Raw genomic sequence first — 764 nt, 5'->3', positions numbered from 1 at the left:
CAGGTTGCGGAAATACCCCTCGACGGGCAGCGGCCTTCCACGATTTACGCGCCCACTGCCGCTAAATCTTTCGCATTGTGCAATTTCAACGCGAATCAACCTTTTTAAAGCGCTGTGAGGCCGACTTCTGGCCTCATTGGCGCCTTTTCCCGCCACTATGGACGGAACTGTGCCAGGGATCGCATGCGCACGAGGTTGTAGGCTGCCATGTTCAACACGAACATCTGGTCCACCTTCTTCAAGCCGCGCACCATCACCTGGCGCATGCGCCCCACGGTCTTGGCCCACCCGAAGCCCTGTTCGATCAATTTGCGCTTTTGCTGCGAAATGGCATAGCCCGCGCTCGCGGCAATCGTTTCGGGCACTGCCGAACGCCGTCCTGAGGTGTTTTGCGCAACGTGCGGTGTAACCTTCATCTGCTGGCACGCCTCGATGAATTCCTGTGCGTCGTAACCCTTGTCTGCGCCCAGGGTGATTTCTGCACTCGTATCTCCTGCCACTTGTCGGGCGTCGTTGATCATGACCTTGGCTGCTTCGCGCTCGGCATGCCCGTCAGCGCGCGTCACCCGCGCGTTGACCACCAGGCCATGCCGATTGTCGGTCAGCGTGTGGCCCATGTAACGCAATTCGCTGGCCGTCTTGCCTTTGCGATAGAGCCGTGCATCGGGATCGGTCTTGGACTCATGCGTCTCGTTACTACGCTTCTCGCCCTTGAAGTCGCCCCCGCCACCACCTTCGCTGTCCTGATCGTCACTGTCTTTGGG

At 59.3% G+C, this 764-nt stretch carries 1 protein-coding gene; it reads right to left on the bottom strand.

The annotated features are described in order from the left end of the window. Window positions 1-155: 155 nt before the first annotated feature. Window positions 156-764: transposase (locus VSR34_RS38120; RefSeq protein ID WP_342965199.1), on the bottom strand; the 609-nt coding region annotated here is incomplete at its 5' end.

Source organism: Paraburkholderia sp. JHI2823, from assembly GCF_038900695.1.
In the GTDB taxonomy this organism is placed as follows: domain Bacteria; phylum Pseudomonadota; class Gammaproteobacteria; order Burkholderiales; family Burkholderiaceae; genus Paraburkholderia; species Paraburkholderia mimosarum.
This window is presented reverse-complemented; position numbering and strand designations above follow the sequence as displayed.